Source organism: Natrinema gelatinilyticum (assembly GCF_024266705.1).
GTDB classification, from domain to species: Archaea; Halobacteriota; Halobacteria; order Halobacteriales; family Natrialbaceae; genus Natrinema; species Natrinema gelatinilyticum.
Map to the genome: position 1 here is coordinate 1,371,388 of NZ_CP100756.1, position 14,456 is coordinate 1,385,843.

General features: G+C 64.3%; 14 protein-coding genes. 9 read left to right on the forward strand and 5 right to left on the reverse strand.

Annotation, left to right across the window (positions count from 1 at the left end):
- Window positions 1-66: 66 nt before the first annotated feature.
- The 5 genes from NJU76_RS06730 (at window position 67) to NJU76_RS06750 (ending at window position 4,707) form a co-directional block, all read left to right on the forward strand.
- Window positions 67-363 carry an SUI1 family translation initiation factor gene (locus NJU76_RS06730; RefSeq protein ID WP_254532010.1) on the forward strand — a complete coding sequence of 99 codons (297 nt, stop codon included), beginning with the start codon at window positions 67-69 and terminating at the stop codon, window positions 361-363.
- A gap of 130 nt (window positions 364-493) precedes the next feature.
- On the forward strand, window positions 494-970 hold the full coding sequence (locus tag NJU76_RS06735; protein ID WP_254532011.1) for a GNAT family N-acetyltransferase: 477 nt from the start codon (window positions 494-496) through the stop codon (window positions 968-970).
- Between the two features lie 189 nt (window positions 971-1,159).
- Window positions 1,160-1,642, forward strand: coding sequence for a GNAT family N-acetyltransferase (locus NJU76_RS06740; RefSeq protein ID WP_254532012.1), 483 nt, complete (start codon window positions 1,160-1,162; stop codon window positions 1,640-1,642).
- A 210-nt stretch (window positions 1,643-1,852) separates the two neighbouring features.
- On the forward strand, window positions 1,853-3,175 hold the full coding sequence (gene nrfD, locus NJU76_RS06745; RefSeq protein ID WP_254532420.1) for an NrfD/PsrC family molybdoenzyme membrane anchor subunit: 1,323 nt from the start codon (window positions 1,853-1,855) through the stop codon (window positions 3,173-3,175).
- Between the two features lie 308 nt (window positions 3,176-3,483).
- Window positions 3,484-4,707, forward strand: a complete 1,224-nt coding sequence (locus NJU76_RS06750) for a putative manganese transporter (RefSeq protein WP_254532013.1) — start codon at window positions 3,484-3,486, stop codon at window positions 4,705-4,707.
- A gap of 108 nt (window positions 4,708-4,815) precedes the next feature.
- On the opposite strand, the gene uvrB is transcribed toward NJU76_RS06750, so the two are convergent.
- Window positions 4,816-6,873 carry an excinuclease ABC subunit UvrB gene (gene uvrB, locus NJU76_RS06755; RefSeq protein ID WP_254532014.1) on the reverse strand — a complete coding sequence of 686 codons (2,058 nt, stop codon included), beginning with the start codon at window positions 6,871-6,873 and terminating at the stop codon, window positions 4,816-4,818.
- Between the two features lie 203 nt (window positions 6,874-7,076).
- Window positions 7,077-7,838 carry a DUF4397 domain-containing protein gene (locus tag NJU76_RS06760; RefSeq protein ID WP_254532015.1) on the reverse strand — a complete coding sequence of 254 codons (762 nt, stop codon included), beginning with the start codon at window positions 7,836-7,838 and terminating at the stop codon, window positions 7,077-7,079.
- 266 nt (window positions 7,839-8,104) lie between these two features.
- On the opposite strand from NJU76_RS06760, the gene NJU76_RS06765 reads away from it, so the two are divergent.
- Together NJU76_RS06765 and NJU76_RS06770 are read left to right on the forward strand one after the other, a co-directional pair.
- Window positions 8,105-8,371, forward strand: a complete 267-nt coding sequence (locus NJU76_RS06765; RefSeq protein WP_254532016.1) for a DUF7553 family protein — start codon at window positions 8,105-8,107, stop codon at window positions 8,369-8,371.
- A 360-nt stretch (window positions 8,372-8,731) separates the two neighbouring features.
- On the forward strand, window positions 8,732-10,753 hold the full coding sequence (locus NJU76_RS06770; RefSeq protein ID WP_254532017.1) for an SLC13 family permease: 2,022 nt from the start codon (window positions 8,732-8,734) through the stop codon (window positions 10,751-10,753).
- Window positions 10,754-10,811: 58 nt separating this feature from the next.
- On the opposite strand, the gene NJU76_RS06775 is transcribed toward NJU76_RS06770, so the two are convergent.
- From NJU76_RS06775 to NJU76_RS06785, 3 genes are all read right to left on the reverse strand, one after another.
- The gene (locus NJU76_RS06775) at window positions 10,812-11,942 is read right to left on the reverse strand and encodes an ORC1-type DNA replication protein (RefSeq protein ID WP_254532018.1); all 1,131 of its coding nucleotides are present in this window, start codon (window positions 11,940-11,942) and stop codon (window positions 10,812-10,814) included.
- Window positions 11,943-12,001: 59 nt separating this feature from the next.
- Window positions 12,002-12,169, reverse strand: a complete 168-nt coding sequence (locus NJU76_RS06780; protein ID WP_254532019.1) for a DUF1059 domain-containing protein — start codon at window positions 12,167-12,169, stop codon at window positions 12,002-12,004.
- Window positions 12,170-12,370: 201 nt separating this feature from the next.
- Window positions 12,371-13,063, reverse strand: a complete 693-nt coding sequence (locus tag NJU76_RS06785; RefSeq protein ID WP_254532020.1) for a hypothetical protein — start codon at window positions 13,061-13,063, stop codon at window positions 12,371-12,373.
- A gap of 146 nt (window positions 13,064-13,209) precedes the next feature.
- Here NJU76_RS06785 and NJU76_RS06790 point away from each other — a divergent pair, with 146 nt between their 5' ends.
- Complete coding sequence (locus tag NJU76_RS06790) at window positions 13,210-13,377, forward strand: GTP cyclohydrolase IIa (RefSeq protein ID WP_254532021.1); 168 nt, start codon at window positions 13,210-13,212, stop codon at window positions 13,375-13,377.
- 4 nt (window positions 13,378-13,381) lie between these two features.
- The gene (locus NJU76_RS06795; protein WP_254532022.1) at window positions 13,382-14,443 is read left to right on the forward strand and encodes a zinc-dependent alcohol dehydrogenase; all 1,062 of its coding nucleotides are present in this window, start codon (window positions 13,382-13,384) and stop codon (window positions 14,441-14,443) included.
- The last annotated feature ends 13 nt before the right edge of the window (window positions 14,444-14,456 follow it).

Genomic DNA, 14,456 nt, shown 5'->3' on the forward strand with positions numbered 1-14,456 from the left:
CACAGACACCGCTACCGTTGCGAAAGCAAGGACAGGGCTATTTCACGTGGCGACCCATGCCAACCTATGGCAGACGAAGACGACCTCGACGAATTTCTCGAGGAACTGGACAGTCAGGGGGACCTCGAGACGTCTCAGCAGGTGCTATCGCTGCGGACCGAGAGTCGCCGATACGACAAACCGGTAACCATCATCGAGGGGTTCGACTTGCCAAAATCGGAAATCGAATCGACCGCCTCGGATTTGAAACAGTCGCTGGGCACGGGCGGCACGGTCGACGAGGGCCGCATCGAACTGCAGGGGGACCATCGAGACCGCGTTCCGGAGTTACTCCGCGATCAGGGGTTCGACGTTCGCGAGTGAACGCACCGCCGGACCGACGGGACCGGATCACGAACGTCGCTGGCGCTGGACTACCCGAGCCGCGTTGCGTCGGCGGATCCGTCCCCCGGACGGCAGCGAGTTATTTAAGCCTCTCATCGCAAGTACAGGTATGAAGGTACGATCCGCAACAGCCGCCGATTTCGGGCCCATTACGGCTGTCGCCCGCGCCACCTGGCACGACACCTACGACGAACTCGAGGCCGACGTAATCGATCGAACCGTCGACGACTGGTACACGGACGACTCGATGCCCCTCGAAGCTCCCGGAACGGTGGTTCTGGTCGCGGAGACGGACGACGACCTCGTCGGCTTCACCCATGCGGTCGCCCAGGGCGAAAAAGCGGACGTCCTCCGGATGTACGTCCACCCGGACCACCAGGGAGAGGGAATCGGCTCGAAACTCCACGAGCGGCTGATCGCTGAACTCGACGCCTACGACGTCGACCGGGTCCGGTCGATCGACTTCGCGTTCAACGACACCAGCCGCGCCTTCTACGAGGGACTCGGCTTCGAACAGACCGACGAAGGTGAAGTCGAAATCGACGGGGAGTACTACCCTGAGGCGGTCTACACGCTCGAGTTGTAACAAACGGAAAAGACCGGAAGAACGGTCGAGACCGGAAAGAGTGGACAACTGGGAGCGAACGAACGTCGGGAAGGCCCCGTCCGTTCCGGGGTCTCGTCCGTTCTGGGGTCGATGCTGTTCGCGGTGGCGAACAAACTCCCTAACCAAGACGGTGGAACCACTTTGTCACTCGATGCCGTAGTTAGTCGTATGGAGATCAGACCTGCGACCCACGACGACCGCGAGCGGATCAGGACCGTCGCTCGTGACACCTGGCACGACACCTACGACGAACTGGACGCCGAGACTATCGACGAAACGATCGACGAGTGGTACGGGGACGAGGCCCTCGAGACGGCTCTGTCGAAGGCGGGCACCGCGTTTCTCGTCGCCGAGGTCGACGGCGAGGTAGTCGGGTTCGCCCACGGCGTCGTCACTGCAGAGGAGGGCGACGTCCTGCGATTGTCGGTTCATCCGAGTCACCAGAAAGCGGGGATCGGGACCGCACTGTACGAACGGCTCCGCGAAGACCTCCGGGACTTCAACATGAAACGGATGCGTGCGATCGACCTCGCATCGAACGAGGGCGGTCGGGAGTTCTACGAAACGCACGGCTTCGAACCGACCGACGAGGACGACGTCGAGATCGGCGGCCAGCAACGCCGAGAAGTGGTCTACACGCTCGAGTTGTGATCTGGGCCGGTCGGGGTCGTTCTCGGGTCGGTCGAACGCACCTCTCTATCAACCCTCGTCCGATCGGGTGACGGTTCGGAACAGGTGAAACGCGACTGTCGAAACCCGGCTGCCGGTGGGATGCACTCGCGTCTCGAGTAGTCAAAAACAGACCTTGCAAATGCATAGCTGGGACGCAAGTGGACTGATGGTGTGGACCTCCGTATCACAATGGCGACGAAAACGCCGAGCGAGGCCGACATTCTGCGGCCGATCGGGACGACCTCGAGAACGTACTTTCTGATGGTCGGGATAGCGGGGCTCGCGCTTCTCGCCTTCCTCGTCGGCTGGGCCTATCAACTCGAAGAGGGACTGGTCGTCACCGCTCTCGGTGACTGGGGCAGCGGTGGTGGCGTCACGTGGGGGATCTACATCGGCGCGTTCATCTGGTGGGTCGGAATCGCCCACGGGGGGATCATCCTCTCGGCTGCGGTCAGGCTGCTCGGAATGGACCGATACATGCCCGTCGCGCGTCTCGCCGAACTGTTGACCATCAGTGGCCTCTCCGCCGCGGGCTTCTACATTATCGTCCACCTCGGCCGACCCGACCGGATGGTCACGAGCGTCATCGGCCACTACCACATCACTGTCCACGCCTCCCCGCTGGTGTGGGACGTGACCGTCATCACGGCCTACTTCGTGCTGACGGCGACCTACCTTGGACTGACTCTGCGTTACGACGTGAGCCGACTGCGCGATCAGCTGCCGGATCGACTCGATCCGATTTACCGGGTCATGACGATCGGCTACACCGAGAAAGAAGACCAGGTCGTCGAGCGGATGGTCTGGTGGCTCGCGCTCGCGATCATCATCATGGCCCCGCTCTTGCTTCACGGCGGCGTCATCCCGTGGCTGTTCGCCGTCCTGCCGTCGATGCCGACCTGGTTCGGCGGCGTTCAGGGACCGCAGTTCCTCACGATCGCCCTCACGTCGGCCATCAGCGGCGTGATCATCCTCTCGTACGCATTCCGGCGTGCCTACGACTGGGACCACATCTTCACGGACGACATCTTCCGCGGACTGCTCCTCTGGCTCGGCTTCTTCTGCCTGCTGTTCCTGTGGCTGCAACTCCAGCAGAACATCACCGGCCTGTTCACGGCACCGGTCGATCTGACCATCGCGGCACTGGCCAGAGCCACCAATCCGATCTACCTCACGTCGATGACGCTCGTCTTCGTGACCCTCTCGTACATCTTCGCCCAGGCCATCCGGCCGACGCTGTTCACCAAGCGACGGGCCATCGTCTCCGGCCTCGCCGTCCTCACCGCGACGATCCTCGAGAAAGTCCTGTTCGTCGTCGAGGGGTTCCTCCACCCGACGTTCGACATCTACGCCGCCGTGCCGGGTGTCTACATCCCGAGTTTGATCGAACTTGCCTCCATCACCGGGACGATCGGGATGGTCTGTCTGATCTTCCTCACCGTCGCCAAGATCTTCCCGGTCGTCGAACTCCACGCAATCGAACACCTGCGGGACGAATACGAACACGAGTAGCGAGTACGGAACAGCGAGCGTCGGGTGAATTGACGACCGTCCGATCGGCTCTGGACAGCGCAGACCCCTGCGAGTGGAACGATCGGACTGCGTACGATCTACCACAGCCGGCGGGATAGCCCTCGAGCCGTGCTGACGGGCTGGCGTTTCGAACGCAGTCCCCCGGCCTCGAGCCGACTCGCGGAGGTCCGCTCGAGGCCAGTTGGCGGATAACTGCCACCAGCAACTATTTACCGTAGTGTGCTAAATATGTTTTTAGAGATGTCTAATCTTTGGACCTACGATCTCCAATCTACGGGTGATATTCCGTGAACGAGGTTCTGGAGGTCTTGCTCGCGTCGCTCAGAGACGGCTACGTGCAGGTCAGCGCGTTCGTCGCGATGACGGTACTGGCGTTTGGACTGCTCCAGTACAAGACCGGCGGCGCCGTGATCGGCGCGATCGAAGACAACGAGCGACTCCAGGTGTTGTTCGGCGGCTTCCTCGGGTTGACCCCCGGGTGCGGCGGTGCGATCGTCGTTATGCCACTGTACGTCCGCGGAACGGTCAGTTTCGGGACGGTCGTCGCGACGCTCGGTGCGACCGCTGGCGACTCGGCGTTCGTCATCCTCGCGCTCGCACCGGAGGCCGCGCTCTACGCGTACGCCATCGCCTTCGCCGCGTCTGTCACAACGGGCTACCTCGTCGACTCCATCGGACTGGGCGTCGGCCGCGTCGACGCCGCCGTCGCGAAACTGTCACCCGCGATGACCGACGGTGGCACCGTCGTCGACGGCGGTATCCGACCGAATCCCGCCCACGATTACAGTGGACCGACGCCCACGCACGCCCACGCGTCGGGACCGGACCGCCGCTCTCGAGTGCTCACTCCTCTCTCGCACCTCGTCCACGTCGCATGGTGGGGAACTGCCATCGCCGGCTTGCTGTTCGGGACGATCTACTTGCTCCGCGGCGGTCCCGAGGTCGCACTTACGCTCGGCGTCGGCTTCGATGGTCTCTTCACGGTCGTCGGCATCGTCGGCGCAGTGCTCTCGCTGTACCTCTACGCCGTCGGCCGCCACTACGTCGGTGAAGGGTCGATCGCCCGCGCTCGAGACTCCTTCAGGTCGGCCTACGACACGCTCACGCACGCGGCAATGGAGACCAGTTTCGTCACTGTCTGGGTCCTCGCAGCCTTCCTCGTTTACGAGTACGCCGTCCTCTTCACCGGAGTGAACGTCGCTACCATCGCCGCGGCGGCGGGCGTGCTGGCGCCTATCGGCGGCGCGGCCGTCGGGTTGATCCCCGGCTGTGGCCCCCAGATCCTGCTGGCCAGCGTCTACGCCGAGGGGAGCCTGCCCTTCTCCGCGCTGACCGCCAACTCGATCGCTCAGGACGGCGACGCGCTATTCCCCCTGCTGGCGGTCGATGCCAGGGCTGCCGTCGTCGCGACAGTCTACAACTTTCTGCCCGCGGTCGTCGTCGGCGTCGCGCTCAACCTGCTATGGGGTCCCGTCTTCGGGATGACCGAGTTCGGGTTCGGCGTCCTCTGATACGGACTACTGTACGTCATTGCCGGTGCAACCGCGACCGTCCTGCGGGTGCACCGGTACATCGTTACAGCAGACCGTATGAGCGGTGATCGAACCGTCCCCCTCCGCTCAGAACTCCTCGGTCGGCGGCGCGATCCCCTCGTCTTCGCCGCCCCCCAGTTCGAACTCGTCTCTCACTTCCCGAATCCGGTCTCGGATGTCCGCGGCCAGTTCGAACTCGAGGTTGCTCGCGGCCTCCTGCATCCGGTCCTCGAGATCGGCGATGTACCGCGCCGCCTCGTCCGTATCCTCGAGCGTGCGGCCTGAGACATCGCTGGTGTCGGTCTTGCTGCCCGGCAGATTGGTTTCGCCGACTTCCTTCTCGATCGTCGTGGGTTCGTAGCTGTGTTCCTCGTTGAACTCCTGTTGGATCTGACGGCGGCGCTTTGTTTCCTCGATAGCGGATTCCATCGCATTCGAGGGATCGTCGGCGTAGAGAACGACCTCGCCGTTGACGTTCCGCGCGGCCCGGCCCATCGTCTGAACGAGGGTCGTCTCCGATCGAAGGAATCCCTCCTGGTCGGCGTCGAGGATCGCTACGAGCGAGACCTCCGGGATGTCCAACCCCTCCCGCAAGAGGTTGATTCCAACGAGGACGTCGATCTCACCCAACCGAAGTGAACGGATGATCTCGTGGCGCTCCAAGGTGTCCGTCTCGTCGTGCATGTACGCCACGTCGACCCCGGCCTCCTCCAGGTACTCGGTCAGGTCCTCCGCCATGCGCTTCGTGAGGGTGGTGACGAGGGTGCGCTCGTCGCGGTCGATCCGTCCATCGATGCGGTCCATGAGGTCGTCGACCTGCCCCGTCGCGGGCGAGACCTCGACCTTCGGGTCGACGAGGTGGGTCGGGCGAACGATCTGTTCGACGATGCGGTCGCTCTCTTCGCGCTCGTAGTCCCCCGGAGTTGCGCTGACGTACAGGGTCTGATCGGTCTTCTCCTCGAACTCCTCGAAGGTAAGCGGACGGTTGTCGTACGCCGTGGGAAGCCGGAATCCGTTCTCGACCAGCGAATCCTTGCGGGACTTATCGCCGGCGTACTGTCCGCGAACCTGCGGCAGCGTGACGTGCGATTCGTCGACCACGGTGAGAAAGTCGTCGGGGAAGTAATCGAGCAGCGTGTACGGCGCGTCGCCGGACTCCCGATCGGAGAGGTAGACCGAGTAGTTCTCGATCCCCGAACAGTAGCCCGTCTCCTGCATCATCTCGAGGTCGAACGTGGTTCGCTCCTCGATGCGCTGGGCGGCGATCAGGTCGCCCTGGCGCTCGAAGTAGGAAATGCGGGAGTCCAGGTCGTCGCGGATCTCGTCCATCGCCTGCTCGAGTGTCGTCTCCGGGATAGAGTAGTGCTCCGCGGGATGAATCAGGACCGCCCGCTGCTCGCCCTGGGTCGTGCCCTCCAGGGGATCGACCTTGACCATTCGGTCGATTTCGTCTCCCCAGAGTTCGACGCGGACGGCGTACCGGCCGTACATGGGAAATATTTCGATCGTATCGCCGCGGACGCGGAACGTGCCCTGCGTGAAGTCGACGTCGTTGCGCTCGTAGTTCAGGTCGACGAGCTGTGCGAGGAGGTCGTCGCGACCGACCTCCTCGCCGACCTCGAGTCGTAGCGACATGTCGACGTAGTTTCGCGGGTCGCCGAGGCCGTAGATGGCCGACACCGAGGCGACGACGATCACGTCTTCGCGCGTGAGCAGCGAGCGGGTCGCGGAGTGGCGAAGCCGGTCGATCTCGTCGTTGATCGAGGCGTCCTTGTCGATGTAGGTGTCGGTCTGCTCGACGTAGGCCTCGGGCTGGTAGTAGTCGTAGTAGGAGACGAAGTACTCGACAGCGTTGTCCGGGAAGAGGTTCCGGAACTCCTCGTAGAGCTGGGCCGCCAGCGTCTTGTTGTGGGCGATCACGAGCGTCGGCTTCTCGATCTCCTCGAGTACCCACGAGACGGTGTTCGTCTTTCCCGATCCGGTCACGCCGAGCAGGGTCTGTCTGTTCATCCCCGACCGGAACCCGTCGGCCAGTTGCTCGATCGCCTCCGGCTGGTCTCCCGCCGGTTCGAACGGGGCGTCGACCTCGAAAGATAGGTCGACGTCAGGACGGTCCGGTTGCAGCGGGCCTCGACTCTCACTCATTGTCTGATACAGGGAGTCGAGGCACTTTATCCACACGCATGCCGGGTCGAAGACACCACTCACGAATCCCGTGTGCTTCTCAGAGACCCGTCTACCGACCAGAACGCACGCCACGCGTCGGGAACGTGAGGTCAGGCCAGAAAGTCGGCGGCCGAGTTCCCGACGGCTGTCCGCGGTATTCGTCGAAGTGGGCGAATCGAATCCTACTTTTTCATTTTCTCGTCCATCGGACCGTCTTCCACCCGTTTCACGGTGAATTCTCGGCCCTCCGTCCCCGCCGGTGGGTTGGCGTAGCCGATTGCATACGCGGAGTACGCGACGCCGATTTCGCGCGCGGCCTCGAACGACAGGAGCGTCGTCTCGGGATCTCCAGCCGGTCGGATCGAAACGGTGAAGGTGCCCGCGGGAAGGGCGGCGTAGTCGGTCGATTCGCCGAACGACAGGCCCTCGAAGAGGAGTTCGTCTTCCACGTAAATGTCGACGGTAGGCGCGTCGGGCACCGTGTGAATCACTCGAGCGAGCGCCGAGCCGGCGTCGAGCAGGACGAGCGGCTCGAACGAACTCGCGCCAAGTTCTCCGATGGCCGCGATGGTGTAGAACGCGGGCTGGAGCGTGACATCGCCCTCGAACGCGACGGTGCCCGGGTCACCGGCCGCCGTAATCTTCACCGTGTAGGTGCCCGGTTCGATCTCGAGGTACGGGGACACGTCGCCGTAGGCGACGTTCGAGAGAACCTGATTGCCGTCGACGTAGACGTCGACGTTCGGCGCATCCGGAGAGAAGTGTGCGACGCGAACGGCCGCACCCGGGGACTCGGCTGGTTTCTCGTCGTTCATCGATTTCTCGTCAGGTTTCGGCCGCTTGTCGTCCGGGTGTTCGCCGATGGCCATCGCAACGCCGCTCGCTGCAGTCAGTCCACCGGCAGCACCCATGGCTTTCATCGCAGTGCGTCGTGACACTTGCATGGTACGGTCGGGAAGGCGGCCCATGACATGAAAAAGGAGCCAGTCAGTATCACGTGTCGGTCAGATATTTCTGGCCGAAGTCGCGGGGTACAGATCGTCTCTGTTTCGAATACGGTTCCTACACGAGTCGGCACGCGACGATAGGTGCCGACACACTGCGGTAGGTCGACCGTAGTCCCGTGTACGAGTCGCTTTCCGAGCGGACGATGATCGAACGTTGCCGTTGCCCGGCCAACAGTTATGCGACCCGTGGTCGTTGGCCCGATATGACGCAGGGCCTCCAGCAAGCCAGCAGCGACCTCGAGGACGCCGCGGAAACGGCCGACGGCGATCTACGCGACACCCTCCGGGAGACCGCACGCGAGTTCGACGAACTCGCACGAGGTGACGCGGTCGCAGATCACGCCGTCCTCGACGCACATCTCAACGCGCTCCGGCAGGCACGCGAGCGGGTGGGCGGCGACACGGAAGCGAAACTCGAATCGGCCATCGAGGCGGCGGAGGACTATCGGGAGAGCCTCAGTCAGGCCTGAGAGCCGAACCGACGGCGGAGACACCGCGACTGCTTTTCTCAGCCCGACCGCCGATCCCACCCCCCGACGCGGGCTCGCAGGATCGGCAGTCGGAAGGTGACGGGACGAGGTCTCCTCTCGGAAATGGACCGATCGTCGCGCGTTCGCCCCGACCTCCGTTCTCACCCGGGTCGAGGTACTCGCATCCGGACCGAGAGCCGAGGCGCTTCGCGCCGAGATACCGGGTATCGGTCCCGCGACCGGTGACTGCTCGATTCGCGCCCAGCCCGATCGACCGACGAGCCGAGTGTGCTCGAAACATAAATCTAGCTATAGCACACATACACGACTCATGATCGAACGGGAGATGGACTGCGCGCGATGATCGGGGCCGAGTTATCGGGCGGTGTGCCGGTGGTATTCGGACTCATCGCCGTCGCCCTCGCCCTATTCGTGTCGGAGGCAATTCCCAGCGACGTGACGGCAATCGGGATCATGGTCTCGCTCGCGGCGCTGGAACCGCTGACGGGCGTCGGCCATCGGGCGGCGATCTCGGGATTCGCCAACACGGCGACGGTAACGATCGTCGCGATGTATATGCTCAGCGCGGGCGTCCAGCAAACTGGCGTCGTCCAGCGACTGGGGCTCTCGCTCGCGGCGTTCGCGAAGGGTGACGAGACGCGGGCGCTCGCGGCGACGGTCGCCACGGCGGGGCCGATCGCGGGGTTCATCAACAACACGCCCGTCGTCGCGATCTTCGTTCCGATGATCTCCGACCTCGCCGAGAAGGCCGGCGTCTCCCCGTCGAAACTGCTCTTGCCCCTCTCGTACGCGGCGATTCTGGGCGGTACCCTGACGCTCGTCGGGACGTCGACGAACCTGCTCGCGAGCGAATTCGCCGCCGAGCTGCTCGATCGTGGGCCGATCGGAATGTTCGAGTTCGCTCCCCTCGGGATCGTCGTCTTCGCCGTCGGCGTCGGCTACCTCATGACCGTCGGCCGTTGGCTGACGCCCGCGCGGATTCCGGTCGAGGCGGACCTCGTCGAAGAGTTCGATCTCGAGGATCACCTCACTCAAGTCCGCGTCAGGGCGGATTCAGTGCCGGTCGGACAGACGATCGACGAACTCGAGGCCGGGACCGAAGCGAAGGTCCGCATCCTCCAACGTCGGCGAGAAGTGGACAGCGACGCACGGGTCGGAGAGGACGACAGCGTGTTCGAGTTCGGCGAGGGCGGCGAACGAGGCCGCGGCGCGAGTTCGGATCGGACAGGGCCCGACCAACGACTCCGCCGCGGCGAGAACAGAGAATTGGCCCCGGACGCCGCCGGTCTCGACGAACCGTCGCCCGACGCGAGCGAAACGTTCGCGACGGTCGAGACGGACCGGCAGATTCGAGAGGGCGACGTCCTCACGGTCCACGGCAATCTGCAGGCGGTCAACCGCTTCGTCGAGAATCAGGGGCTGCGCCAGCTCCTCCGGGACCAGGTGACCGAGGAAACGTTCGACGAGGGCACCAGCGAAGATCTGTTGGCCAAAGCCGTCGTCCCAGAAGCCTCGCCGTACGTCGGCGAGACGGTCTCCGAAACGCGCCTCCGGGAGATTTACCGGCTGACCGTGCTGGCGATCCGCCGCGACGGCCAGTTGCTCCGGACCGGTCTCGACGAAATCGGGCTCGAGGCCGGGGACCTCCTCCTGATCCAGACGGTCCCGAGTACGCTCGAGTACTTCACCGAAACCGGAGATCTCGTCATCGTCGACGACGGCGCCGTCGACCGGGTGCTCGGAGACGGGATCGACGAGACCGCCCCGCTTTCCCCGAAGACGCCGGTCGCGATCGCCGTTATGGCGGGCGTGGTCAGTACCGCCGCACTCGGGCTCGTTTCCATCGTCATTTCGGCGCTGGCCGGCGTCTTTCTGATGATCGTTACCGGCTGTCTGTCGACCGCCGATGCCTACGACGCCGTCTCGTGGAACGTCGTGTTCCTGCTCGCCGGGGTGATTCCGCTGGGCGTCGCATTGGAAGCGACCGGTGGGTCGCAGTTCATAGCCCGTGGACTGGTCGCGTCGGCCGAGTTCCTCCCCCTCGTCGGGGTGCTCTTCCTGGTCGCGATCGCGACGGGGCTGCTGGCGAACGTCATCACGCCGGTCGCGACGGTCGTGCTGATGATTCCCGTCGCCGTCGACACCGCGGGGAGCCTTGGCGCCGTGCGGTTTTCTTTTCTCCTGTCGGTGCTGTTCGCATCGGCGACCTCGTTCATGACGCCGGTGGGGTACCAGACGAACCTGATGGTTTACGGGCCGGGCGGGTACGAATTCTATGACTTCGTGAGAGTCGGCGCTCCCCTACAGGTGCTGCTCGCGGGCGTCACGACGGTCGGAATCGCCCTCATCTGGGGGATATAACACGGATCAGCAGTCTCGAGCCTGCCTCTGCCGTCCGCGCGGGCGTTCGATCGATCGGTCACTCGAGCCGTTCCAACACCGCGTCCTTCTCGTAGGACAGTGTGAGTGACCGCGAGCGGCCCCGGCCGTCGACGTCGGCGTAGTCTGCGTCGATGAGCCCGAGCTGGTCGAGTTTGTTGACGATCTCGGAGTAGCGCGTGTAGCCGAGGTCGGTTCGGTCGTGGAAGGCGTCGTAGACCGCACCGGCCTGATCCCCGTCGTGTTCCGCGATCACTTCGAGGAGCATTCGCTCCGTGTCGGTCAGTCCCGACAGCGAGCGCGAGAGGTTGATGTACTTCGACTTCTCGTAGGCTTCCTCGACATCCTGGCGCTCGACGGTGCGACTGGCCCGCATCTCGGCGTTCAGCCCGGCCCGACGCAACAGATCGATGCCGACCCGGAGGTCGCCGCTGTCGGCAGTGAGTTCCGCGACGTACTCGAGCGTGTCCCGGTCGATGACGCCATCGTGGAACCCTCGCGTGACGCGTTCGGCGAGGATGTCGACGATCTCCGGTTGGTCGTATACCGGGAAGTAGACGTCTTCGGGACGGAAGACGCTCTGGACGCGGGAGTCGAGTTCGTCGATCACGTCCAGCGCGGGATCGGAGGAGACGACGATGACGCCGATCTTTGCGCCGGGATACTCCTCGTGGGCGCGCAACAGCGAATAGAGCGTGTCGCTGGCCTCGTTCTCGTAGAAGAGGTAGTTGATGTCGTCGAGCGCCACGACGAGAACCCGATCCTCCTCGACGAGTTTCTCGGCGATCTGGCCGAACAGTTTTTTGAACGAAATACCAGAAGAGGGCGGTTCGTAATCGAACGTCCCCTCGAACAGCCGTGAGAACACCGAGTAACGGGTCGCGTTGACCTGACAGTTGACCCGGATCGTCCGAACCTCGCTCGTCTGGGCGCCCACCTCGTCGAACAGCTTCTGCATCGCCGTCGTTTTCCCGGTGCCCGGCGGCCCACGGACCATGACGTTCAGCGGCCGCGACCCACGAACCGACGGGCGCAACGCGTACGTCAGGCTCTGGGTCTGGCCCTCGCGGTGCTTGAACGTCTCGGGGACGTAGTCGATTTCGAAGACGTGCTCGTTCTTGAACACGGATTCGTCCCACGACAACATTCCCCCGTCGGGGTCGTCTGCCATCACTTTCACCACGCTTTCGAACTCACTTAGTTGTTTGCCGAATTCCAGGCACGTCCGGGTCAGGCGGCCTCGATCCGCTCGAGCCACCGATCGAGGTCGGCCGGAGCGATTCGATCGTGGTGTGCGACGCGAGTGTGCGCTCGTGCGAGCCTCGCTGCCTCCCGGTCGGCGTCACAGCGGAGTTCGAAGGAACAGCCGTCCCGCGGACACTCGAATTGGTATGGCATATCATAGCGTTACAGCGGAGCGTGCAAAAGATTCGCACTTGCATGCCCCGCCGTTCGCCGGCCGTGACGGCGATCGGTTTGCGTATCGAGGCCTGGACCTCGATCTAGTAGATCCGATCGGTGCCTGCCGTCGCTCCGAACGGCTGGTGTCGCCACCGGACACATCTCGACTCGGGACGCGACCGCCGCCGACGGCAGCGGTTACGGCTTCTGATCGGTTCGATGGCCGATCGTTCGTCCAGTGAGTCGCTGTGCCAGGCCTCGAACCCGGTCGAGCATCGGTCCGAGGACCGGGTTCGCAGTCACAGCGACGTAGACCGGTACGGGCTCGTATCGGCCGGTTTCGAGAGTTCGCAATGCGGCCGCCGTCGCCCGATGGTTCCCGTCAGCGACGAACCAGGGAGTCGCGCCGCGTCTGGTCCGCACCACCAGCGGGTCGAACCGCGCTCCGGCGGCGAGGTCGTCGCGGTACGCTCGGATCACTTCGGCGTCGATTCCCGCCGACTCGAGCGGACCGAACCCCTCGTCGCGAACCCGCTCTGCCACGCCGAACAGCGTGCCGTCCGTGGAGACGGCACGCCACAGGAGGTCGTCCGGCCCGTCCACTGGGCGGAGATTACCGAACCGTTCCCGGTCGAGGTCGAGCCGATACCATCGAATCGGTCGCTCTCGCCAGACGAACGCCGCCGCTCCGGGCTTCGCAGAGAGGAGCGCGTCGAGCACCGCCGTGTTCGCCGGGCCGGACTCGAAATCGACGGTCAGCGTTCTGCCGTCGGTCTCGTGCTCGAGCCACTCCCGAAGCACGCGCTCTTCGAGGACTCGTTCGGGCGTCCGTTGCGCCGACGGCTCACGCGGCGTGCGAGACGGGTCTGCTCGGGGTGGGCGTCGAGACACGACCGACTCCTCCGGACGGAAACTATGGTATCCAATGGCATATACCCGCGGGAGGCGGCTGTTTCCCGCCTGTAATGAGTCCATTCTCGTCGATAACCGTCCGCTATCGGCGACAAATTTTACTGGAGGGGGTGGTACGGGGACGAGTGACTGTATCCGAAACGCAGGTCACGTCGATTCGGACCGACGAGTACGGACCGTGGCCGGACGCCCCGTCACCCGAACGGGAGTTGGCCCTGCAAACGCTGCAGCCCTGCCGGAAGAACGGAACGGGCGTCGAGATCGGTCCCGATGAGACCGCGTGGAGAGCGTAACCCGATGACGGCACAATCGGTGTACTTCACGGGACCCCGCCAGATCGAGGTCCGAGAGACGACGGTGTCCGATCCTGGCCCGGACGAACTCGCGGTGACGGCGACGGTGTCCGCCATCAGTTCCGGGACGGAGCTGTTACTCTATCGGGGCGACATGAACCCCGAAATCGCCGCGGACGAGACGCTCGAATCGCTCGCCGGGTCCTTCTCCTACCCGTTCCTGTACGGCTACGCGGTCGTCGGCACGGTGACCGCTGTCGGCGCGGACGTAGACCCCGCGTGGCGCGACGAGACGGTACTCGCGTTCCACCCTCACGCCAGCGAATTCGTCATCGGTGTCGACGAAGTGTGCGTCGTCCCGGACGACGTGTCGCCCGCGGCGGCAGCGTTTCTCCCGAACGTCGAAACGGCGGTCAATCTCGTTCTGGACGGGAAGCCCCGCATCGGCGAACGAGTGGCCGTGTTCGGCCAGGGCGTCGTCGGGTTGTTGACGACGGCACTGCTGGCCGAGGCCCCGCTTTCGTCGCTCGTGACCGTGGATCGGTACGAGAAGCGACGACAGCTCTCGGAGGCGTTCGGGGCCGATCAATGTCTCGATCCCGACGAAGCCGACCCGGTTGCAGCGATCGGCGAGTCGACGCTCCCCGATCGACCGGGGTCGCCATCCGGACGGACCGATCGGGAGCAATCCCCGCGTCGGGCGGATCTCGCGTACGAACTCTCCGGCGACCCTGCTGCGCTCGACGCCGCCATCGACGCGACCGGGTTCGGGGGCCGTGTCGTCGTCGGATCGTGGTACGGGACCAAAACGGCCGAACTGTCGCTCGACGGGCGGTTTCACCGGAGCCGAATCCGCCTGATCAGCAGCCAGGTGAGCACGATCGCACCGTCGCTCCGCGGCCGCTGGACCGTGGCGCGCCGGCTGGCAACTGCGTGGCAGCGCCTCGAAGACCTCGAGACGGACCGTCTGGTGACCCACCGCATCCCCGTCGAGAACGCCCCGGAAGCGTACTCTCTGCTGGACGAGCGCCCGGATGAAGCAGTTCAGGTACTTCTGACGTACTGATCGGTCCCGCCGT